The following is a 19851-nucleotide window of genomic DNA, read 5'->3' as shown; positions in this document are numbered from 1 at the left end:
GTATTTTGGAATTGTTCAAAACTACGAAATCCGCTATATGAGCGATAAGACGAGTTTAGGGAGATCCGCATGCGGTTGACAAAACAGACGAATTACGCGGTTCGCATGCTCATGTATGCGGCAGCCAACAAAGAGCATCTGAGCCGCATCCCGGAAATCGCCAAGGCCTATGGCGTCTCCGAGCTCTTCCTGTTCAAGATTCTCCAGCCGTTGACCAAAGCCGGGCTGGTCGAGACCGTGCGCGGGCGCAACGGCGGCATCCGCCTCGGACGACCGGCTGACAAGATCACTCTGTTCGACGTGGTAAAGGTTACCGAGGACAGCTTCGCCATGGCGGAGTGTTTCGAGGATGACGGCGACAGCGATTGCCCGCTGATCGACAGCTGCGGCCTCAATTCGGCCCTGCGCAAGGCGCTCAACGCCTTCTTCGACGTTCTCTCCGGCTACACGATCGACGATCTGGTCAAGACGCGGCCGCAGATCAATTTCCTGCTCGGCATTAACGAGTTCGGGCGGCAAAACAGCATTCCGGTGCCGCCGGTTTCTGTCCCGGCCGCCTGATTAAAGACACATCCGATGAGGACCCCGTCGCTTTGCCAAGCGGCGGGGTTTTTCGTTGCGCGCGCGGCGCGGTCTTGCAGAAAAAGTCCGGTCAAACGCGATCCAGCCTCTTGAGGTGCAGCAAGGAGCGAAATACGTTTACGTAAACGGAAGACAGATGCTGTCGTTCCGAAGGCAGAGGGTGTCGTCATTCGCCTGCTGTGTGGCTTTGGGAGGAGCGCCGGACATGTTCGACTATGTGATCGCCGGCGGTGGTTCGGCAGGTTCGGTGCTGGCTGCGCGGCTGAGCGAGGATCCGGCCGTCAAGGTCTGCCTGCTGGAAGCGGGCGGCAACGGCCGCGACCTGTTGCTACGGGTGCCGTCGGGTGCTGCGGCCATCGTGCCGGGGCGGCTGCGCTCGGCCAACTGGTGCTTCGAGAGCGAGCCGCAGCCGGAACTCAACGGCCGGCGCGCCTATCAGCCGCGCGGCCGCGGGCTCGGCGGCTCGAGCCTGATCAATGCCATGCTCTACGTGCGCGGCCACGCCTCGGACTACGACCACTGGGCGGCTCAGGGCTGCACGGGCTGGTCCTTCGCCGACATGCTGCCCCATTTCCTCAAATCCGAGGACAACGAGCGCGGCGCGTCCGCGTTGCATGGTGCGGGCGGCCCCTTGCAGGTCTCCAATGCCGACTGGGTCCGGCCAATCAACAAGGCCTTCATCGAGGCGGGCGTATCGCGCGGCTTTCGCGCCAATGACGATTTCAACAGCGAGGACCAGGAGGGGCTCGGCCTCTACCAGGCGACGCAATTCTGGAAGGGGCCGAAAAAGGGCGAGCGCTGCTCGGCCGCGGCCGCCTATCTGCACGATCATCTCGACCGGCCGAACCTCACCGTCGTCACCGGCGCGCGGGCGAGCCGTATCCTCACGACCAAGGGCCGCGCCACCGGCGTCGCCTATCGCATCGGCCGGCAGGAGCATACCGCGCTGGCCGCCCGCGAAGTGCTGGTCTCCAGCGGCGCGCTGCAATCGCCGCAGCTTCTCATGCTGTCGGGCATCGGCCCCGCCGACGAACTGCGACGCCACGGCATTGCCGTCGTTGCCGACCGCCCGGAGGTCGGCGCCAACCTGCAGGACCATCTCGACTATACCAGCGTCTATCGCTCCTCCGACACCGACCTGCTCGGCATTGGCTTTACCGGCCTCAGGGCCATGGCCAAGGCGGCGGGAGAATGGAAGCGCGAGGGGACCGGGCTCCTGCGCTCGACCTTTGCCGAGTCCGGCGCCTTCCTCAAGACCGATCCGGCGCTCGACCGCCCGGACATCCAGCTGCATTTCGTCGTCGCCATGGTCGACGACCACGCGCGGCGCATGCACATGGGCTACGGCTATTCCTGCCATGTCTGCCTGCTTCGGCCCCATTCGCGCGGCCGCGTCGGCCTGAAGAGCGCCGATCCGATGGCAGCGCCGCTGATCGATCCGGCCTATCTGTCCGATCGCCGCGACCTCGACGGCCTGATCGCCGGCACGCGGCTGATGCGCGACATCATGGAGGCCGCCCCGCTCGCCCGCTATCGCGGCCGCGAACTCTACTCGACCGGAAGCTCGGATGCCGAGCTGGAGGCGGCGATCCGGGCGCGGGCCGAGACGATCTATCACCCCGCCGGCACCTGCCGCATGGGCGGCGACGAGGCCTCGGTCGTCGATCCCCATCTCAAGGTGCGCGGTGTCGAAGGCCTGCGCGTCGTCGACGCCTCGGTTATGCCGACCCTGGTCGGTGGCAATACCAATGCGCCTGTCATCGCCATGGCGGAGAAGATCGCGGCGGGGATCCGCGCCGGCTAGGGCATGGTTCCCAAGACCAAGCCCAAGCCCAAGCCTGGGGGCTGCATTCGGACCTTCGCGGCGCGCGTCGTGGATGGCCGGCTGTCGCGGGTTGAAATCACGGCACCGCCCGGTAAGGTCGCGGCTCGCGGCATGTCGCCGTAACGGGAGCACGCGCACTTGCGGGAATCTTCGACCAGCCGCCCTGCGGCAATCATCGTCATGGGGGTGAGCGGTTGCGGCAAGTCCTCGGTCGGCGCGCTGCTCGCCGAACGGCTGGGCCTCGCCTTCATCGAGGGCGACGCGCTGCATCCGGCGGCCAATGTCGAGAAGATGGCCATGGGTACGCCGCTTTCCGATGCCGACCGCTGGCCCTGGCTCGACATCATCGGCGCGGAAATGGCCGCATCGCTCGATCGCGGCGAGGGCATCGTCGTCTCATGCTCGGCGCTGAAGAATATCTACCGTGAGCGCCTGCGCGCCGCGACCGGCGGCGCGCTGGCCTTCGTCTATCTGCACGGTTCCCGCGACCTGCTCACCGAACGCATGGGCGCCCGCACCGGCCATTTCATGCCGCTCTCCCTGCTCGACAGCCAACTCGCCACCCTCGAAATCCCGACCGGCGAGCCGGGCGTGGTGACGGTCGATATCGACCAGAGCGTCGAGGGGATTGTCGCGGATGCGATGCGGGGGCTGGGGTAGGGGGCGGGCTGCCCCTCACCCTGACCCGACCGGGGTCGAGCCGCGTGTCTCGACCCGTCCTTCGGACCCCCGCAAGCGGGGAGAGGGGACGGCCACGGCGGTGCCGCTTGTCCCTTCTCCCCGTCACAACGGGGAGAAGGTGCCGGCAGGCGGATGAGGGGCAATGCGCAAGGAGCGAATGAGCCTCGTCGACAATGTGCTGGTGGTGCAGTACACGGAACTCGCTTCCCCCTCACCAACAAAATCTACGGCTTAGCTGCGCTAAGATCTTGATTTTGTAACCTCTCCACAAGGGGAGAGGCGGGGCGTCGCGCAGGGCGGAAAGTCTCCTCTCCCCTTGTGGGAGAGGAAGCAATTTCAGCGTCTTGGCGCAAGCCAAGTGCTAGAAATTGCAGGTGAGGGGGCTCAACCCAAAGCTCGCCCTAAACCCGCCCATCCATCGTCAAGAGCGGTGTGTAGAGCTCCGGCCGGCGGTCGCGGAAGAGGCCCCAGTTGCTGCGCTGGCGGGCGATGCCGTCGAGGTCGAAGGTGGCGGTGAGGACCGTTTCGCTCGTCCGGTCCGCCTCGGCGACCTTTTCGCCGGTCTGGTCGGCGATGAAGGAAGAGCCGTAGAAGGTGAGTTCCGTGCCCTTGCGGCACGGCTCCGTGCCGATGCGGTTGGATGCGATCACCGGCATGATGTTCGCCGCCGCATGGCCCTGCATGACGCGCTGCCAGTGGGCGGCGCTGTCGATGGTCGGGTCTTGCGGTTCAGAACCGATCGCGGTCGGATAGAACAGCAGTTCGGCGCCCTGGAGCGCCATGGCGCGGGCGGCTTCCGGGAACCATTGGTCCCAGCAGATGCCGACGCCGATGCGGGCGTGCTTCGTCTGCCAGACCCGAAAACCGGTATCGCCCGGCGAGAAATAGTATTTCTCGGTATAGCCGGGGCCATCGGGAATATGGCTCTTGCGGTAGAGGCCGAGCACAACGCCATCGGCGTCGATGATCGCCACGCTGTTGAAATAGGTCTGTCCGGCCTTCTCGAAGAAGCTGATCGGCAGAACGACATCCAGCTCGGCGGCGAGCCTGGAACAATGCGCAATCAGCGGATTGTTCTCGAAGGGCTTCGCCATGTCGAAGAAATCGCCGATCTGGTCCTGGCAGAAGTAGGGGGCCTCGAACAGCTCCTGGATCAGCACGATCTGGGCGCCCTCGGCGGCTGCCTTGCGGATCAGGCTTTCGGCGCGGGCGATATTGCCGGGAATGTCCCAGGTGCAGGCCATCTGGGTCGCGGCGACGGTGACTGTGCGCATGGAGTTCTCCTTAGACGCCGAGCTTGTCGCGCATGCCGTACCACCAGGCGCCGAGCATGGTGAGGGGCACGCGGAAGGTCGTACCGCCGGGGAAGGGGAGGGCTTGCAGCGACGACCAGACATCGTAGCGGCCGGAATGGCCGGTGACCGCCTCGCCGAGGATCTTGCCGAGCAGGTGTGTCGTGGTCACGCCATGGCCGCTGTCGCCATGCGAGAAATAGACGTTGTCGGCAAGCTTGCCCATGTGCGGGATGCGGGTGAGCGTCAGGGCGAAATTACCGCTCCAGGCGAACTCGATCTTGGTATTGGCAAGCTGCGGGAAGGTTTTCAGCATGTTGGGGCGGATGACGCCGGTGAGATTGGCGGGATCGTGACCACCATAGCCGATGCCGCCGCCATAGAGCAGCCGGTTGTCGGCGGTGCGGCGGTAGTAGTCCAGGACGTAGTTGGCATCCTCGACGCAATAATTGGCCGGCAGCATTTCCTCGATCAACGCGGGATCGAGCGGTTCGGTCGCCATCACCTGGGAGGAGACCGGCATCATCTTGTCGGTGATCTTCGGCAGCAGGTTGCCGAGATAGGCATTGCCGCAGACCAGTACATATTTCGCAGTGACCGAGCCCTTGGCGGTGCGCACCACGGGATTGGCGCCCATGTCTACGCCGGTGACGCGCGACTGTTCGAAGATCTTGCCGCCCAGGCTTTCGACCGCGGCCGCTTCGCCGAGCACGAGGTTGAGCGGATGAATATGGCCGCCGAGCTTGTCGATCATGCCGCCGACATAACGATCGGATTTCACATATTTGCCGACCTCGGCCTTGGAGACCATTTCGAGACCGGTATGGCCGTGCGTTTCCCAATGGGCCTTCACATGAGCCATTTCGCGCACCTGCTTGTCGGTGAAGGCGGCGAAGAAGCCGCCGTCCACCAGGTCGCAGGCGATATTGTACTTTGCCACGCGCTCGCGGATGATCCGGCCGCCTTCCAGCGACATTTCGCCGAGGCGTTGCGCCTTCTCCGGTCCGTAGCGCCGGGCAATGGTCTCGAGGTCGCGGCTGTAACCGTTGACGATCTGCCCGCCATTGCGGCCCGAGGCGCCGAAGCCCACGCGCTCGCCCTCGAGGACAATCACCTTGTAGCCGTTTTCCGCAAGCTGAAGCGCTGCGGAGATGCCGGTGAAGCCGGCGCCGATGATGCAGACATCGGCTATGTGTTCGCCTTCGAGGCTCGGGCGCACCGTTTTGTCATTGGCAGAATGGGCATACCAGGAAGGGGCATGGCCCGGATTGGTGTCGGAAGTCCTGTTCTTGTCGCTCATGTTACACCGTCCTGATGTAGGCGTCATATTCGACGTCGGTCACGCGAAGCGCGAATTCCGCCAGTTCCTGATGCTTGCAGGCCGCATAAAGCCCGCGATACTGAGGCCCAAGCGCCGCATAGGCAAAGCTCGACTTGGCGAAGCGCTGAAGCGCATAGTCCCAGTTGGTCGGCAGTGGTTCGTGGTTTACGGCGTGCTCGTCACCGGAAATAGCCCCGCCGGGCGAGGTCTTCTCCCTCATGCCGGCCAGCGCCGCCGACAGAATCATGGCGATGACCAGATAGGGGTTGGTATCGGCGCCGGCGACACGGTGTTCGATGCGGGTCGCTGGCTTGGAGGCGGTGATGACACGCACGGCCGCCGAGCGGTTGTCGAAACCCCAGGACGCATAGGTCGGTGCGTGTTCCGAGGGGGTCAGCCGGCGATAGGAGTTCTGGTGCGGGGCAAAGATCGCCATGCTGTCGCCCATGGCTTCGAGCAGTCCGCCGACCGAATGCATCAACTTATCGGAGGGGCCGTCCCCGCCGACAAAGATGTTCTTGCCGTCCTCGTCGAGGATTGAGAAATGCACATGCATGCCGCTGCCGGCCTGCATGCCGTAGGGCTTGGCCATGAACGTGGCGTCAAGGTCATTGCAGCGCGCGACACCCTTGACGATCCGCTTCAGCAGGAGCGCATAGTCGGCCGCCGCGAGTGCATCGGGCACGTGGTTCAGGTTGATCTCGTACTGGCCGGGGCCGTTTTCGCGCAGCGTCGTGTCGGCCGGCACGTTCTGGGCGCGCGCTGCTGCCGCGATGCCGTAGAACACCTCCTCGAAGTCCTGCAATTCGGAGATCGACAGCACCTGGGTCTGGCCGGTGTGCCAGCGCCCGTCACGCGTGTTCGGCGGGCGCACCGGATCGAGCGCCGAGCGCACCGGGTCGATCAGGTAGAATTCGAGTTCGGTGGCCACCACCGGGGTGAGCTTCAACTTCTTGTAGCGCTCCAGCACCGTGGCGAGCACCTGGCGCGGATCGGCATAGAAACCGGTGTCGTCCTGATTGCGCATGGCAAGCAGAACCTGGGCGGTCGGGCGCGTCAGCCAGGTGACGCGCGACAACGTGCCGGGCACGGGAAAGCAGATGCCGTCCGGATCGCCGGTGCCCTCTGCAAGGCCGGCCGCGTGCACGTCACGACCCCAGACGTCAAGTGCATAAACCGAGCGCGGGATCGCCATGCCCTGGGTCAGGACATCGAGCGCCCGTTCGCGCGGGATCCACTTGCCGCGAGGAACGCCGTTGACGTCGATGACGAAGGCTTCCAGCACTTCGATATCGGGGTTTTCCGCAAAGAACTTTCGTGCGTAATTTTCAATGTCCATGAGGCACCGTCATAAAGGAATAGGTCTATTTGATCCTGGGGGGCGTGAAGACACGCGCGCAAAGATGCACCGCTAGCGGTGGGCGGACTTCGCGTTGTAGATCAAAAAGCGTACCATAGCCTTGCCAATGCCTGCGAACCCCTCGACCGGTGACGCATCATGTGCATCGCTTATTGTCCGGTCTGCCGCCCGCAGGGGCGGCAAAATTGGTCATATGACCGAAAACAAGCTTAGCACCGAACTTCCCGCATTTCCACCCTGTGGCCTCAGGCAATGTTGCCGCGGGGTTTCGGACGTGATGCCCTTGGCCCGCTCACGGGCCAAGGGCAGGGAATCTGTTGATCGAGACCGTTTACGGATTGAATCGCTCGGGTCGATAGGCCGTCATGTCGAGGAAGGGCTTTTCCCCCGTCATCGCCTCGGCGATCAGGCGACCGGTGACGGGGCCGAGGGTGAGGCCATGATGGGCGTGGCCGAAGGCGAGCCACATGCCCTGGTGGCGCGGTGCCTTGCCGATGATCGGCATCATGTCCGGTGTGCAGGGCCGCGCGCCCATCCACGGCTCCGCATCAAGCCGCTCGGCGAGCGGGAAGATGGTCCGGGCGACCCGCTCGGCGCGATCGATCTGGACCGGCGACTTCGGCGCATCGCGATAGGCGAACTCCGCGCCGGTGGTGAGCCGAATGCCCTTGTTCATCGGCGCGAGGAAATAGCCGCGCTCCTTGTCCATCATCCAGTTGTTCAGCCTGGCCTTGCCGGCCGGCGCATAGTGCATGTGGTAGCCGCGCTTGACGCCGAGCAGGAACCGGTAGCCGAGCTTGCGGGTGACCTCCTCCGACCAGGGGCCGAGCGCGACGACGACGTCCTTGCCCTCGACCGGACCGTCGTCTGTCTTCACCTGCCAGCCGGCACCGCTGGAGCGGGGCACGAGCGTGGTCGCGTCGCCAATGACGAAGCGGCCGCCGAGGCTTTCGAAATACTTGAGATAGGCTGCGGTCAACCCATGCGGGTCGAGCACGGACCAAGGGTCGTTCCACTTCAGGCCGCCGATGAAGTCGCGGCTCAGATGCGGTTCGGTCTGGGCCAGTTCCGCCTTGTCGAGACGCGTGTAGCTGATACCGTATTCTCGGGCCAGACGTTCGGCCTCGGCGAATTCGACATCGCGTACGCCATTGCTGCGGAAGGCCTCGACCCAGCCGTCCTTGCGGATCAGGTGCTCGGCGCCGGCGGCTTCGATCAGTTCCTTGTGCTCGCTGATCGAATTCTCGATCAGCGGCGCATAGACACGGGCGATGACTTCGTGGCGCGACCGGTTCGAATGCCACCAGTAGCGCGACAGGAACGGCACCAGCTTCGTCATGGCGCGCAGGTGATAGTGGGCGTCGATCCGGTTGTTGAGGCCGTAGCGCAGAATGAGGCCGAGGTCCTGGGGAAAGCCGTAGGGCACGACGCCTTCGCGCTGGATCAGGCCGGCATTGCCGAAGGAGGTTTCCTCGCCGGCGCCGCGGCGATCGACCAGAACCACCGACCTTCCACGACGTGCCAGATGAATGGCAGTGGAAACGCCGATAATGCCGGCGCCGAGCACGATGGTATCTGCAGTCATTTTCCTTGAATTCCGTATGGATGAAGAGACCGGGACCATGCAATCGTGCCCCTTGTTGTGCAAACGAAAAATTGCCGCAATCGGCGATTTTCCGGCCCGCGTTGCAGAAATGTGAGGACGCGGGTCTCAGGGTGTTGAAGGAGATTGGCCGCTGCTGCGGCTTGCGGCTGCGGCAGATCGGCCGCATGCTACCAATGCGCGTCGCGACGCCTTTGCTGCTTGGCCAAAGGGATGCCGCCGGGACCGGGCAAGGCGCACTGCCGCATCTTGCCGCGGTTCTGCCGCGCTGCGGTGCTTTATGATCCGTTTGCCTGTATCAAGCGTAGGTCGGACGAGTTGGTCCGGGCGGCATCCCGAGAGATGATGGAGAGAAGCGATGCGCATCCTTTTGCTGGCGGGCGGTTGGCTGATGGTCGGGATCGGCGTGGTCGGCGTATTTCTGCCGGTCTTGCCGACGACGCCGTTCATGATCCTCGCCGCCGCCCTTTTTGCCCGCTCCTCGCCGCGCTTTGAACAATGGCTGCTTGACCATCCGCGCTACGGCCAGCCGCTGATCGACTGGCGAAGGCAAGGCGCGATCTCGCGCAATGCCAAGATCGCCTCCGTTTCGCTGATGACGGCAAGCTATCTGATCGTCTGGTTCGCCGGTCCGCCGCAACTGTGGCTGAAGCTTCTGGTCGGAGCGATCCTTGTCGCCTGCGCGGCCTTCGTGCTGACCCGGCCGATGCCCAGCGGATAAGGAGCCGATGGGCCTTCCCCCTATTCCTCGAGCGCACGGCGCAGGCGGCGCAAAATGACGTTGCGGGCCTTGTCGTCGCCTGCCTTTGCCAGTTCGTCCTGCAGGTCGAGCACCAGCGACTGAAGGTCGTTGTGCCAGTCCTTGTGACCGGGGCGGGCAGGATCTATGCGCGGTGGCTTGCTTTCGGAGATGTCGATGGCCCCTTCGGCCGTGAGCTCGAAGGCGCCGTCGATGCGTGGCACGATGATGCGTTCGGACGGCAGGAACGCCGACAAACGCTGGCTGAACGCGGACAGGGCACCCTCTTCGCCATGGACAAGGAAGGTTCCAGCGCTGATCGGCTGACGGTTTCTGACCCATTCGGTCAGCTCTCGTCCGTCCGCGTGGCCGCTATAGATGTCGAGTTCGCGGATGCGGGCGCGCACGGTGATTTCGTCGCCCTGGATGCGCACCGTCGAGGCCCCGTCCTGGAGGATCCGGCCGAGGGTGCCAGTGGCCTGGTAGCCGACGAGCAGCACCGTTCCCTCTTCCCGCCACAACCAGTTCTTCAGCCGATGGCGGATGCGGCCGGCCTCGCACATGCCGGAGGCGGCAATGACGATGTGGAAGCCGCGCATGTTGTCGATCGCCTTGGACTGCTCGACCGTCTCGGTGAAGCGCACATTGTTCGCTTCCATCGCCTCGACCAGAAGCTTGCCGTTCTCCAACTCGCGCGCATGGCGGTGGAAGATCTCGCTGGCACGGGTGGCGAGCGGCGAGTCGATGAGGATGGGGCAGGTCTCGATCGCGCCGCTGCGCATCAGTTGCACGAGGTCGGCCAGCAGTTCCTGGGTGCGCTCGACGGCAAACGACGGGATGAGCAAAGCGCCGTTGGGTTTGGTCGCCATGTGCACCTCGGCTTCCAGTGCATGGCGCCGGGCGCGCTCGTCGATGATGTCGCGATCGGTGTCGCCATAAGTGCTCTCGCAGATCACATAGTCGAAATCCTGCGGCGCTTCCGGATCATATTGCAGCAGCTTGTGGCTCGGGCCGATGTCGCCGGAAAACAGCAGCCGCAGCACCTTCTCGCGCGTCTCGATCTCGATCTCCACCGAGGTGGAGCCGAGCAAATGGCCGGCATTCCAGAAGCGGAAACGCAGGCCGGGTGCCGCTTGCTGCCAGGTCTTCATCGGCACCGAGCGCATCATCGTTACGGCGCGGGCTGCATCGCCGGCATCGTAGATCGGCTCGACAGTGTTTCGGCCACGGCGCTGGTTGCGGCGGTTGAGCTGGTCGACCTCGGTCTCCTGAATATGCGCCGAATCCGGCAGCATGACCGAACACAGGTCCACCGTGCCGCGCGTGGCAAAGATCGGCCCGTCGAAGCCGGCCTTGCTTAGCTTCGGCAAAAGACCGGAGTGATCGATATGCGCATGGGTCAGTATGACCGCGTTGATCTCGGAGGCGTCAAAGGGGAACTCGCGGTAGTTCAACTCCTTTTCGCTCTTCGACCCCTGGAACATACCGCAGTCGACCAGCACCTTGGCCTGGCCGAGATCGAGCAAAAAGCAGGATCCGGTCACCGTGCCGGCGGCGCCATGGAAACGAAGGATGGGATGGCGGGTCATGGGGTGCGGCATTGGCTTGATCCTGGTGTGTCGGTGACGAAAGATGGAAGGAAGATGCAACTCAAGGCAAGACCCTTCCGCGACATCGTTTGCGAAGCCTTACCTTGATAACCGCGCAAGCCGCCGCCAGCAATCCGTCTCGCGGACGGGGGCGGCGCATCGGCCACGGCTTCTGCCGAAGGGTCATGTTCCGGTCAGGGGCTCTAGCGGACTATTCAAAGGCAACGGTGGTTCCGTCGTTAAGCTGTATCTGGCGCTTGCAGGCCGCGGCGACTTTCTCGTCATGAGTGGAGATGAGAAATGTCGTCCGCTCTTCCTCGTTGATCTCCCTGATCAAGGCCATGACCCGGCTCGCCGATTCACGATCGAGGTTTCCGGTCGGCTCGTCCGCAAGAACGAGTTCAGGACCGTTCATCAGAGCCCGCGCGATCGCAACGCGCTGCTTCTGCCCGCCGGAGAGCTGTGTCGCGCGGAAATCGATGCGATCCGCCAAGCCGACCCGGTGAAGCAATTCCTTGCCCCGCGCCCTGGCGGCGTGGGTTTCGCGGCCGGCGGCGACGGCCGTTGGAAATATGACATTTTCGAGAGCAGTGAAATCGGGAAGCAGGTGGTGGAACTGGAAGACGAAGCCTATGTGCCGGTTGCGAAACTCCGTCAGTTCCGCATCGCGTGCGCGGATCATGTCTTCGCCGAGCATCACATGGCGACCCGATGTGGGCCGCATGAGCGTGCCGAGGATGGAAAGAAGCGTGCTCTTGCCCGAGCCAGAGGGGCCGAGCAGGGCGACGAGGTCGCCTTCCGCCAGCATCATGTCGAGGCCGCGCAGCACGGGCGTCGCGGTCTCGCCCTCGCCGAATGTCTTCACCAGTTCCCGAACCTCGACCAGCGTGCTCATTGGCCAATCACCTCGACCGGATCCACCCGTGCCGCTGCCCTGGCGGGCAGGATGGACGCGACCATGGCGCCGATGGTCGTCAACAGGATCGCCAGCCCGTAAGCCCCCTGACGAACGTCGATGGGTAGGCCGCCGCGCGGTGCGTTCTCAGGGATGGGAAAGGGGGAAAGCGCCAGATAGCCAAGCCCTGCGCCGACCACGCCCCCTATGATCCCGATCAGCGTGCCCTGGATCACGAAAACGGCCACAACGAACACGCGGCTCGCGCCGAAAGCGCGCATGATGCCGATTTCGGGACGCCGGCGGTAGGTCGACAATAGCAGGGCGCTGGCGACGCCGATCACGATCGTGATGAGCGAAAAGGCCTTGATGAGGTCTCCGGAGTTTGCCTGGGCCCGCAGGCCGTCGAGCAATTGGGCGTTCCCCTCGGTCCACGGCGTCGCCTTCAACCCGGTCAGGGCCGCGATCCTCAGGGCATAGGCGTCCGCCCCATTCAGGTCTTCGAGCTTGATCTCTATCCGGCTGATCCCCTGTTCGAGATCGAAGAGCGTGCGGGCCGCAGCCAGGCTGATGAAGGCGGCCCTGGCGTCGAGCGCGTCCACACCCAAGGAGAAGATGCCGGCCACGATGAGCGCGCGCTCGACGTCCCGGTCAGATTGCAGGTTGATCGACTGGCCTACCCCGATGCCGAGGTCTTCTGCGAGCGTTTTACCGATGAGGACGGTCGAATTCGTAAGGAGCGCCTCTCCTGCAACGAGGTTGCCGGCTATATCGGCGATGGTCGAGACCTTTTCCGGCGCAACGCCGGTGATGGCCACCGGCGCGCGCGATTGCCCGCGGATCACGAAGCCATTGCCGACAATCTGCGGCGACGTGGCCCTGATGCCGGGGAGTGCCTCGATCGCGGGCAGGAAGGCGTCCGCCGTGCGCAGCACTTCGCGCTGTCCCACCGCTCGCTGGAAGACGGCGTGGGCGGAGGCCGGGCCCGTGACCAGCAGCGGGGCGTCGCGGCTGGGTGCCTCAACCGTCACGTGCGAAATGTTGCCGACCGTGCGGTCGACGAGGAAGCTGCCCAGTCCACCGATCAGTGCGCTGATGAAGACGAACACGAAGACGCCGATCGCCACGCCCAGCACCAGAAGCGCCGTTTGTAATTTGCTCGAAGCGAGGTATCGCCAGGCGAATTTGAAAGAGTAAAGCATTGTTCTACTCTGCTGATACCTTCTCGCCGGGCTTCACTGCCGCCGGCTCGAGGATGACGATATCGCCGGCGTAGAGGCCCTCGGTCACGATCACGCGCTCGGATGGCCAATCGTCGAAGCGGATGTCGCGTCGTTCCGCCATCCCATTGGCGATGACGACGACATGGCTTTGCGCGCCTTCTGTCACGATCGCGCTTCGCGGCAATGAAAGCGCGCGATCGACCTCCTTGACGATGACATTGACGTTGACCGTCAGGCCGACCGGCAAGTCGACGGCGTCGTCGAAGGCGATCTTGATCTTGCGTCCGCCGGTCGCGCTGTCCACGGTCGGTGCGGCGAAGACCACCTTTCCGCCTCTTGCCACGCTGGACCCGATCGGCCTCAGCAGCGCCCTCAGGCCTTCCCGGACATGGGCCGAGTAGAGTTCATCGATGTCGGTTTCGACCACCAGCGCGCTCATGTCGGCAATGACGAAGAGCTCGGTCTGGGGATCGACCATTTGTCCCTGGTCGACGCCGCGCGCGAGCACGACGCCGCTGATCGGCGCTTTGATCGTATACTGGGCCACCTGTTTCTCGGCCTGGTCGAGCGCGGCCTGGAACCGCACCGTATCTTGCTGTGCACCTTCAAGTGCGAGCGCGGCATCCTCAAGGTCGGCACGCGGACCGATGGATCCGAGCGCGCGAGCCCGCCCGAGCGCTCCTTGCGCCTGGCGCTGCCTGGCCTGCTGCGCTTCCAGCGCGGCCTTCGCCTGTTCGACCTGCGCATCGGCCAGTGCCGTGTCGAGCGTCACGAGCACCTTGCCTGCGGCGACCCTTTCGCCTTCGTCGGCATAGAGCGCCATCGCCTGCGCGGAGACGGCCGCACGCACGGTCACGGACTTCAGTGCGGCGATGCGTCCGTTGATCGCGAGCACCTGCGTGACCGGGCCCGGCGCCAGCGTCTCGGTGGCCACGGTCGCCTGCCTGGTCACCCACGGCCGCTCGATCGCGGCATAGGCGGCCGCTGCCGCAATGACGAGGGCAATCGCAACCCACCGCTTCCCTAGCCGCATCGACTTGCTGCCCGCCTGCTTCACTATTGCCTCATCATCGATGAGAGATGCTTACCCCAATCCACGTGCAGACGCCACTTTGCGTGGATTGGTCTGTCTGTCAAATCGGGGCCTGAGTCTCTAGCTTCGAGGTCGGAGCTTCAGAAACCGCGCGATGCGAGCTTGCCAGTTCAGCGGCAGAGCGGTTGGCGTCACATTTCCCGGCAAAAGCTGCGCTTCAGGAATGGCGACCTCGATCGGCATCCCCTGACAACGCTCGAAAATGCAGTCGCGCAGGCTAGCGTCACCGGCAAGAAGGTCGCTACGCAGGATGACGTGTTGGTTCTTGCCATGCTTCTTGACGCGTCTGGTCACTTGCTGCCCTGTCGAGTGCCATTTCGACAGAAATCCGTTCTCACTGATTAGCCCCGAGCGGATGGGGCGATAAGCACTCGCAAATGGCAGTTCCTCGAATAGATAGCTGCCGTTGTAGAGACAGAACAGTCCATCCCTTGCCAGAGCGTCGTCGATCCATGTGGCGAGGTCGACAAACTCCGTGAACGGAAAAAGGTCGGGCACTGTCTTGTTCCGCGGCAACGGGTGCCGGCACAGGACAGAGCAAGCGAAAATGACGTCATAGGGCCCATGCTCGAGGACATTGTCGCGGGTGCTCAGGAACACCCGGCCTGGCAGCCGATCACGAGATTTCGCCGCGTCGAGGTCTATGTCACAGCCGAAAATCTGCGCATCTGGAAAGTATGCGCGGATCGTGTCCATCTCATCGCCGTCAGAGCAGCCGAACGACAGGATTCGCAGGGATGAACCATTTAACCCCGGCCCGGATTTCTGGGCCACTCTGGCTTGCGCCGTTCTGAAAATCTCGGGGTAGCGGTCAAACGACGTACCCTTGTGTAACTGTGCCAATCCGAGCCCCCCACGCCAAAAAAACGATAGGTGCACCAGAGGCCGGGATTCGGCCGCAAAACAAGGCCTCAAACATTCGTCCCGCGGCACTTTCCTGGTCTTTCCAACGGGTCTGCAGTAGAATTCCTGCCGCCGTTACCAATTCTTTGTGCGGGGAGTGTTGGCGGCTTCTCAGGTGAAGCTCTGCACCGACAGAGAGGTACTTTCAGGGGTGCGCACAGAGGTGCATACCTGCCGCTGACTATCTGAAACTATGTGCAAAGATGGAATTGGCTGGGTAGCCTGGATTTCTCCATGATTTCAAGGGATTAGCAAGGTAGCCTTTGATTCCCCTATATTTTCCCGCGCGAGCGACCGTGGGTGCCACCTTTGCGCCCCGGCTTTTGAGCCTCAGTCAACCGGGGGAGGGGCGGAAATGATTTCCGTTTCCGGCACCAAGATTGCCGTCGGAAGACGACCAGGCTGATGGCGGCTTTGCGCTGATACTGGTCCTGAAAACTAACGGGAAGCTGGTCCCAGCTCTGTCGCAAGGGTGCCTTCATTTGAGTAACGTCGATTTGCGATTTGACGCGCTGACCCGCAAGGGGCAATCTGCGTTGATGGGCTAAAACCGAGGAGAGCTTGTCCTCTTGGGTTCGAGGGGGAATGACATGCTCACGCGGCGGAGCGCGATCATGATGGGGGCTGCTGTCTGTGCGGCACCCTTGGTGCGGGCGCAGACGGCCGAGCCGTTCCGCTTTGCGCTGACCCCGGTCTTTCTGGACAATGATGCCGCCGTGATTTCCGCCCTGCGTGGGGCGCTTGCTTCCGCGATGGGACAGGAGATCGAGCTTGTGCAGAGGCGCACCTATCAGGAGATCACGGGCGCGCTTCTGGATGGGTCGGTCGATGCGGCCTGGACTTGCGGTTATCCCTTCCTGCAACACCGGGCGGAACTGTCGCTTCTTGGGGTGCCCGTCTGGCGGGGCGAGCCGCTCTATCAATCCTATCTGATTGTGGCTGAAGATGACCCCGCAACGAGCTTAACCGATTTGCGTGGCGGCACGCATGCCTTTTCGGACCCCGACAGCAATTCGGGCTTTCTGGTCACTGCATCAGATATTGCCCGTATGGGCGAGGCGCCGGACAAGTTCTTTTCCCGGGCGATTTTCACCTATGGCCACCGCAATGTTGTCCGCGCAGTCGCGGGAGGGTTGACGCGGTCAGGCAGCGTCGATGGCTATGTCTGGGAGGTCTTGAACAACGTCGAGCCTGATCTCACGGCCCGGATCAAGATCATCGACCGGTCTGAAAAGCTTGGTTTTCCACCCTTTGTCGCCCGCAGTGACCGCATGGCCGAGGCCGGGACCATAGCCTGCGCGGCGGCGCTCAAGAGCCTTGATCAGACGGATCAGGGCCAAACGGTGTTGCGGCTTTTATATCTCGATGGTGTCACGGCGGCCGAGCCATCGCTCTTTGACGGCATCGCCGCGCGCATGACGGTTATGGGGGGCGGATGAAGCCTCTGTCCCGCTTCGGGAACCTTCCCGTCACATTGCGTGTGCCCTTGATTACATCCGCGCTGATGGTCCTGTTGGGTCTGGTGGCCAGCCAAAGCGTGCTTTCCACCCTTGGCCGTGTGCAGGACGACCGGCTGTCCGAGACGGCGCGGCTGCATATCGAGGGCCTTTCCGTCGCCCTTGGCCCATCGGTCCTGCGGCAGGATGTCTGGGAGGTCTACGACATCCTCGACCGCGCGCGAGCGGGAAGCGAAGGGCAGCGTCTTCTGCTGACCGTGGTGGCGGATGAGCGTGCTCGCGTACTGGCCGCAACCGATCCGCGCCGCGCACCTGTTGGCGGGGATGCAAGGGATTTCCAGAGCGGGGCGGTCGCTCCGGACGCTGTGCGGATGACCGGTAATCCCGTCCTGCGGGTGGCCGCGCCCCTGCTATATCAGGGCCGTACCGTTGGCGGCATCGTCACGGAACTGGATGTGACCGACCTGCTGGCCGAGCGGCGTGAGGTGACCCTGTGGCTTCTGTTCGGCAACGCCTTGGCAACGGCGGTTTTGGCCTTTGGTGGCTGGTTCGCCGTGGCGCGCATCCTGCGCCCCGTTGGAGCATTGGTGCAGGCGATGGATGCGTCGGGCGGCGCTCCACGCCCCCTTCCCACGTCCGAGATCCCCCATGGCGATCCGGGGTTGGCGAGGTTGATCGAGACCTATAACCGCATGACGACGGCCGTGGAGGAACGGGCTGAAGTCGAACGTCGGCTGGCCGATAGGGAGCGCTTCGTCAGCCTGGGGCGGCTCTCGTCGTCGTTGGCACATGAGATCAACAATCCGCTGGGCGGCCTGCTGAATGCCGCCGACACCATCCACACCTATGCCGAACGGCCCGATGTGGTGCGCCAATCGGCAGAACTGATGCAGCGTGGCCTTGGTCATCTGCGCGACGTGACGCGGGCTATCCTTGACCAGAACCGGCTTGACCGTGCCGGGCAACCCCTGCGCCCCGAAGACTTCGAGGACCTGCGTCTGCTGTTTGAACCCGAGGCCTACGGTCGCGGCCAGGTGCTGGACTGGCGGGTTGCGGCGGGGGCGGCGCTGCTGGCCGGCCAACCCGCAGCCCCCGTGCGGCAGGTGGCGCTGAACCTGCTTCTGAATGCCGGAGCGGCGGCGGGGGAGAATGGCCAGGTTGGTCTGAACGTGGAGAATGACGGCGATGGGCTGTCGATTTCGGTGAGCAACACCGGCGCCGCGATGAGCGAGGCCGATCTTGCGCGCCTTTTGGCCTCTGGCCCCTTGCCACCGGGGGGCGGGGTCGGTCTTCGGCTGGTACATGACATCGTGGCGGGGCTTGGCGGCAGGCTGCACCACGACCGGATAGGTGGTCAGACGGTTATTCGGGTCAATCTGCCGTCACACGGGGGCGACCATGCTTGAAGGACGCCGGATCGTGCTGGTAGAGGATGACAAGATCATGGGCGCATCCCTGGTCCAGCGCCTGACGCTGGAGGGGGCCGAGGTGGAATGGCATCGAGGGGTCGCCCGTGCCCTGCCCGCCATCCGCACGCCGCGTAAGGTGCTGGACGCGGTAGTCTGCGATATTCGTCTCCCCGACGGCACGGGAGAAGAGCTTTACGACACATTGACCAGCACCGGCCATCCGCCGCCGTTTCTGTTCATCACCGGGCAGGGCGGGGTTGCTCAGGCGGTGCGGCTGATCCGCTCGGGCGCTGCGGATTACATCACCAAGCCGTTCGAGATCGGTGCTTTCCTCAAACGTTTGGCCACGGTCATGCGGCCCCGGGCGGATCAGGATATGCCCCCGGAAACCGGCATCAGCGCCGCGGCGCGTGCCGTGGACCGCCAGGTGGCCGAGGCGGCGCTACGCGAAACAGCACTTCTGATCCGGGGGGGCTCGGGTCTTGGCAAGATGCGGCTGGCAAGGCGCGTGCATGATCTGTCGGACCGCAAGGTCGCACCGTTCCTGGTCTGCAATGCCCTGCGCGACACGGTCGGGGCCGAGGAGTTGCAAAGAGCGATAGAGCAGGTTCGCGATGGCTCGCTGGTCATCGTCGGGATCGCGCGACTGGCGCCTGCTGCGCAAGATGTTCTGATGACAGCCTTGGCGGCCCCACCCTTTCGGCTAATCGCCACGGCTGGGCCGCAGGCCGCCGAGGATGCGCAAGCCCTCCGATCCGACCTTGTCGCGCTGCTTCGATCGCATGAAGTCGTGGTGCCCCCACTGGCGGACCGCCCCGATGATGCGGTCTGGCTGGCGGCACAACTGTTCCCCGGCCTCAACGCCCGCCGGGCCGTTCCGTTGATCGGTATCACCGCCGCGGCCGAAGATGCCCTCCGGTCGCATGACTGGCCGGACAACGGACGCGAAGTGCGCGCCCGGCTGATGCGGGCGATCGAGGCGGCCGAAGGCGAGATGGTCTTGACCTCGGACATTTTCCCCGAGCGCGCGGCGGACGCGACGCTGCGGTCTCTGGCCGAGGTGCGCGATGCAGCGGAACGGGCACAAATCGTCGCGGCGCTGGATCGGACCAGCGGGCAGGTCGGTGAGGCGGCAAGGCTGCTCCGGGTGTCGCGCACGACGCTGTGGGAAAAGATGCAGAAGCTGGGCTTATAGGCGGCATTTCATGTTCGGAAATCCGAACGCCTGAAATTTGTGCGCAATTATAACGGCTTCCCGCAGCGCAGCGGGGCTCGTTGGGCCGTTGCCTCGCCTCCTGCCCCTCCTCTATCCTTGGGCCAATTGGGGTCTAGGGAGGAGAGATACCATGAAATGCAATCGGTTGGTCGATGCAGGCCGCCGTCAGTTCCTACGCGGAGGTGTTCTCGGCGTGGCAGGGGCTGCGGCGGCAACTGTGATGCCTTCAGGGCAGGCACAGGCGCAGCAGGCGCGCGCGATGGTGGACTATCCCTCCACCAAGCTCGCCAATCTTTCGGACCTGAAGGTCAACGAGCCGATGGACATCGGCTATCCTGATGCCGATAGCCCCGGCATCCTGTTGAAAGTTGGCAGCCCTGTCGAGGGCGGCGCGGGCCCTGACGGCGATGTCGTGGCCTATTCGGTGCTTTGCCCGCACAAGGGTTTCTACATGAGCTACCACGCCGCCGACAAAACCCTGAACTGTCCCGGTCACTACAGCCGGTTCGACTGCGAGAAGGGGGGCCAGCAGGTCTGGGGCCACGCCACGCAGAACCTGCCCCAATTCGCCCTGCGGGTGGACGACAAGGGCGATATCTATGCCGAAGGCGCGGACGAGCTGATCTATGGCCGTCTGTCCAACGTGCTGCAAGGGTGAGGGCG

The 19851-nt window shown here is 63.9% G+C and carries 17 protein-coding genes; 8 read left to right on the top strand and 9 right to left on the bottom strand.

From position 1 onward, the window contains the following. Positions 1 to 69: 69 nt before the first annotated feature. The 3 genes from rirA (at position 70) to ACWPVA_RS13155 (ending at position 3067) form a co-directional block, all read left to right on the top strand. A complete protein-coding gene (rirA, locus tag ACWPVA_RS13165) occupies positions 70 to 561 on the top strand; it encodes an iron-responsive transcriptional regulator RirA (protein WP_454288120.1) in 492 nt (163 codons plus the stop codon). 226 nt (positions 562 to 787) lie between these two features. Then, on the top strand, positions 788 to 2386 hold the full coding sequence (locus tag ACWPVA_RS13160; RefSeq protein ID WP_454288119.1) for a GMC family oxidoreductase: 1599 nt from the start codon (positions 788 to 790) through the stop codon (positions 2384 to 2386). 201 nt (positions 2387 to 2587) lie between these two features. Further along, entirely contained in the window at positions 2588 to 3067 is a 480-nt protein-coding gene (locus tag ACWPVA_RS13155; RefSeq protein WP_454289588.1) for a gluconokinase, read from the top strand. Positions 3068 to 3489: 422 nt separating this feature from the next. Here ACWPVA_RS13155 and aguB read toward each other — a convergent pair whose 3' ends face one another. The 4 genes from aguB to ACWPVA_RS13135 form a co-directional block, all read right to left on the bottom strand. Further along, on the bottom strand, positions 3490 to 4362 hold the full coding sequence (aguB, locus tag ACWPVA_RS13150) for an N-carbamoylputrescine amidase (RefSeq protein WP_454288118.1): 873 nt from the start codon (positions 4360 to 4362) through the stop codon (positions 3490 to 3492). Between the two features lie 10 nt (positions 4363 to 4372). Further along, complete coding sequence (locus ACWPVA_RS13145; protein WP_454288117.1) at positions 4373 to 5680, bottom strand: NAD(P)/FAD-dependent oxidoreductase; 1308 nt, start codon at positions 5678 to 5680, stop codon at positions 4373 to 4375. A gap of 1 nt (position 5681) precedes the next feature. Then, a complete protein-coding gene (locus tag ACWPVA_RS13140) occupies positions 5682 to 7040 on the bottom strand; it encodes a glutamine synthetase family protein (RefSeq protein ID WP_454288116.1) in 1359 nt (452 codons plus the stop codon). Positions 7041 to 7392: 352 nt separating this feature from the next. Then, a complete protein-coding gene (locus ACWPVA_RS13135) occupies positions 7393 to 8646 on the bottom strand; it encodes an NAD(P)/FAD-dependent oxidoreductase (protein WP_454288115.1) in 1254 nt (417 codons plus the stop codon). A 376-nt stretch (positions 8647 to 9022) separates the two neighbouring features. On the opposite strand from ACWPVA_RS13135, the gene ACWPVA_RS13130 reads away from it, so the two are divergent. Continuing rightward, entirely contained in the window at positions 9023 to 9385 is a 363-nt protein-coding gene (locus ACWPVA_RS13130) for a YbaN family protein (RefSeq protein WP_454288114.1), read from the top strand. A 20-nt stretch (positions 9386 to 9405) separates the two neighbouring features. On the opposite strand, the gene ACWPVA_RS13125 is transcribed toward ACWPVA_RS13130, so the two are convergent. The 5 genes from ACWPVA_RS13125 to ACWPVA_RS13105 form a co-directional block, all read right to left on the bottom strand. After that, positions 9406 to 10992 carry an MBL fold metallo-hydrolase RNA specificity domain-containing protein gene (locus tag ACWPVA_RS13125; RefSeq protein ID WP_454289587.1) on the bottom strand — a complete coding sequence of 529 codons (1587 nt, stop codon included), beginning with the start codon at positions 10990 to 10992 and terminating at the stop codon, positions 9406 to 9408. Between the two features lie 211 nt (positions 10993 to 11203). Continuing rightward, positions 11204 to 11887: an ABC transporter ATP-binding protein gene (locus ACWPVA_RS13120; protein WP_454288113.1), complete on the bottom strand. Its 684-nt coding sequence runs from the start codon at positions 11885 to 11887 to the stop codon at positions 11204 to 11206. Then, positions 11884 to 13089 carry an ABC transporter permease gene (locus tag ACWPVA_RS13115; RefSeq protein ID WP_454288112.1) on the bottom strand — a complete coding sequence of 402 codons (1206 nt, stop codon included), beginning with the start codon at positions 13087 to 13089 and terminating at the stop codon, positions 11884 to 11886. Before ACWPVA_RS13115 ends, ACWPVA_RS13120 begins: the two co-directional genes overlap by 4 nt. A gap of 4 nt (positions 13090 to 13093) precedes the next feature. Continuing rightward, positions 13094 to 14167, bottom strand: a complete 1074-nt coding sequence (locus tag ACWPVA_RS13110) for an efflux RND transporter periplasmic adaptor subunit (RefSeq protein WP_454288111.1) — start codon at positions 14165 to 14167, stop codon at positions 13094 to 13096. 96 nt (positions 14168 to 14263) lie between these two features. Next, entirely contained in the window at positions 14264 to 15046 is a 783-nt protein-coding gene (locus ACWPVA_RS13105; RefSeq protein WP_454288110.1) for a hypothetical protein, read from the bottom strand. Between the two features lie 776 nt (positions 15047 to 15822). Between ACWPVA_RS13105 and ACWPVA_RS13100 the strand changes: the two genes are divergently transcribed. The 4 genes from ACWPVA_RS13100 (at position 15823) to ACWPVA_RS13085 (ending at position 19846) form a co-directional block, all read left to right on the top strand. Further along, positions 15823 to 16545: a PhnD/SsuA/transferrin family substrate-binding protein gene (locus ACWPVA_RS13100; protein ID WP_454288109.1), complete on the top strand. Its 723-nt coding sequence runs from the start codon at positions 15823 to 15825 to the stop codon at positions 16543 to 16545. After that, positions 16542 to 17969 (top strand): ATP-binding protein, encoded by a 1428-nt coding sequence (locus tag ACWPVA_RS13095; RefSeq protein WP_454288108.1) that lies wholly within the window; start codon positions 16542 to 16544, stop codon positions 17967 to 17969. Before ACWPVA_RS13100 ends, ACWPVA_RS13095 begins: the two co-directional genes overlap by 4 nt. After that, on the top strand, positions 17962 to 19167 hold the full coding sequence (locus ACWPVA_RS13090; RefSeq protein ID WP_454288107.1) for a sigma-54-dependent transcriptional regulator: 1206 nt from the start codon (positions 17962 to 17964) through the stop codon (positions 19165 to 19167). The genes ACWPVA_RS13095 and ACWPVA_RS13090 overlap by 8 nt, the downstream gene beginning before the upstream one ends. A gap of 151 nt (positions 19168 to 19318) precedes the next feature. After that, complete coding sequence (locus tag ACWPVA_RS13085; protein ID WP_454288106.1) at positions 19319 to 19846, top strand: arsenate reductase (azurin) small subunit; 528 nt, start codon at positions 19319 to 19321, stop codon at positions 19844 to 19846. Positions 19847 to 19851: the final 5 nt, after the last annotated feature.

It is taken from the genome of Rhizobium arsenicireducens (assembly GCF_964021225.1).
The sequence above is the reverse complement of the archived record's forward strand: the minus strand, read 5'-3'. Positions and strand labels throughout refer to the sequence as shown.

What these genes read in the sequence shown, in the direction of transcription:
- rirA (WP_454288120.1), top strand. Translation starts at nt 70, where the DNA reads ATGCGGTTGACAAAACAGACGAATTACGCGGTTCGCATGCTCATGTAT.
- ACWPVA_RS13160 (WP_454288119.1), top strand. Translation starts at nt 788, where the DNA reads ATGTTCGACTATGTGATCGCCGGCGGTGGTTCGGCAGGTTCGGTGCTG.
- ACWPVA_RS13155 (WP_454289588.1), top strand. Translation starts at nt 2,588, where the DNA reads ATGGGGGTGAGCGGTTGCGGCAAGTCCTCGGTCGGCGCGCTGCTCGCC.
- aguB (WP_454288118.1), bottom strand. Translation starts at nt 4,362, where the DNA reads ATGCGCACAGTCACCGTCGCCGCGACCCAGATGGCCTGCACCTGGGAC.
- ACWPVA_RS13145 (WP_454288117.1), bottom strand. Translation starts at nt 5,680, where the DNA reads ATGAGCGACAAGAACAGGACTTCCGACACCAATCCGGGCCATGCCCCT.
- ACWPVA_RS13140 (WP_454288116.1), bottom strand. Translation starts at nt 7,040, where the DNA reads ATGGACATTGAAAATTACGCACGAAAGTTCTTTGCGGAAAACCCCGAT.
- ACWPVA_RS13135 (WP_454288115.1), bottom strand. Translation starts at nt 8,646, where the DNA reads ATGACTGCAGATACCATCGTGCTCGGCGCCGGCATTATCGGCGTTTCC.
- ACWPVA_RS13130 (WP_454288114.1), top strand. Translation starts at nt 9,023, where the DNA reads ATGCGCATCCTTTTGCTGGCGGGCGGTTGGCTGATGGTCGGGATCGGC.
- ACWPVA_RS13125 (WP_454289587.1), bottom strand. Translation starts at nt 10,992, where the DNA reads ATGACCCGCCATCCCATCCTTCGTTTCCATGGCGCCGCCGGCACGGTG.
- ACWPVA_RS13120 (WP_454288113.1), bottom strand. Translation starts at nt 11,887, where the DNA reads ATGAGCACGCTGGTCGAGGTTCGGGAACTGGTGAAGACATTCGGCGAG.
- ACWPVA_RS13115 (WP_454288112.1), bottom strand. Translation starts at nt 13,089, where the DNA reads ATGCTTTACTCTTTCAAATTCGCCTGGCGATACCTCGCTTCGAGCAAA.
- ACWPVA_RS13095 (WP_454288108.1), top strand. Translation starts at nt 16,542, where the DNA reads ATGAAGCCTCTGTCCCGCTTCGGGAACCTTCCCGTCACATTGCGTGTG.
- ACWPVA_RS13090 (WP_454288107.1), top strand. Translation starts at nt 17,962, where the DNA reads ATGCTTGAAGGACGCCGGATCGTGCTGGTAGAGGATGACAAGATCATG.
- ACWPVA_RS13085 (WP_454288106.1), top strand. Translation starts at nt 19,319, where the DNA reads ATGAAATGCAATCGGTTGGTCGATGCAGGCCGCCGTCAGTTCCTACGC.